The sequence below is a fragment of the Fulvivirga kasyanovii genome (assembly GCF_009711405.1).
GTDB classification, from domain to species: Bacteria; Bacteroidota; Bacteroidia; order Cytophagales; family Cyclobacteriaceae; genus Fulvivirga; species Fulvivirga kasyanovii.
The window spans coordinates 1-755 of the sequence record NZ_SMLW01000109.1; the positions used below are offsets into that span (position 1 = coordinate 1).

The window sequence follows — 755 nt, forward strand, 5'->3', positions numbered from 1 at the left end:
AACTGAGTTAGATACTTCGCAAGCTTAGTATGACCCGGATTGAATAGTTCAGAGGATGAATTGATAGTCATTGAGCAGAATGAGTTAAAGCCTGTTCCGAAGGCTTTCGAGAAACGACAAAGCAGCCCCTAATTATGTGCAGTAAACTGAATTCGAGGTGCTAAATTGGTTCGCGCTCCGAAGTGGGGGATCATTTCGTCGTGCCTCCTCATGATGACGGTCCTTAAAGACAACTACTCACAAGTTTAACAAAACCGCCTCACATAAAACTGGAGGCGGTTTTGCTTATTCAATATTATGCTTCGCTATTATCTCACGCAAATCCTGCATCGAGTATAACCGCTCCACCTTCAATATCCTGCCATGCGCCACCTTCTGCTGGCTGGTAAGAGACTTTGTTGCCGCCGTCCTGAGAGGGTTCATTGCTTATGATCCAAATGGAGCCATCCGGGGCTACGCTCACTTCTTTGGCAAAGCCATCGCCGGTCATTTGCTCGAAGCCTCCTTCTTTGGTTACTTTAGCGATCATACCATTAACATTTACAATCAGGGCTTTACCATCAGGGGTACCTGTTATTTTGTTCCCTCCTATTTCTCCGGGCACTTTCATCCAATGGTCATTGTCGAGGTATTGTACCAGGCCTCCTCCGTGTACGGGTTCGTTACTTATCACCCACACCGTGCCATCTGCACCAGCACTGATTTCCCTCGCAAAACCTGCTCCGGCAAGTTGTTTGGGCTCTTTTTTGATCTCC

1 protein-coding gene is annotated in these 755 nt (G+C 47.2%); it reads right to left on the minus strand.

Translation table 11 applies throughout. The features are described 5' to 3' along the window. Nucleotides 1-313: 313 nt before the first annotated feature. The coding region (locus E1163_RS30145) for a hypothetical protein (protein ID WP_221417865.1) at nt 314-755 on the minus strand (442 nt) is incomplete at its 5' end.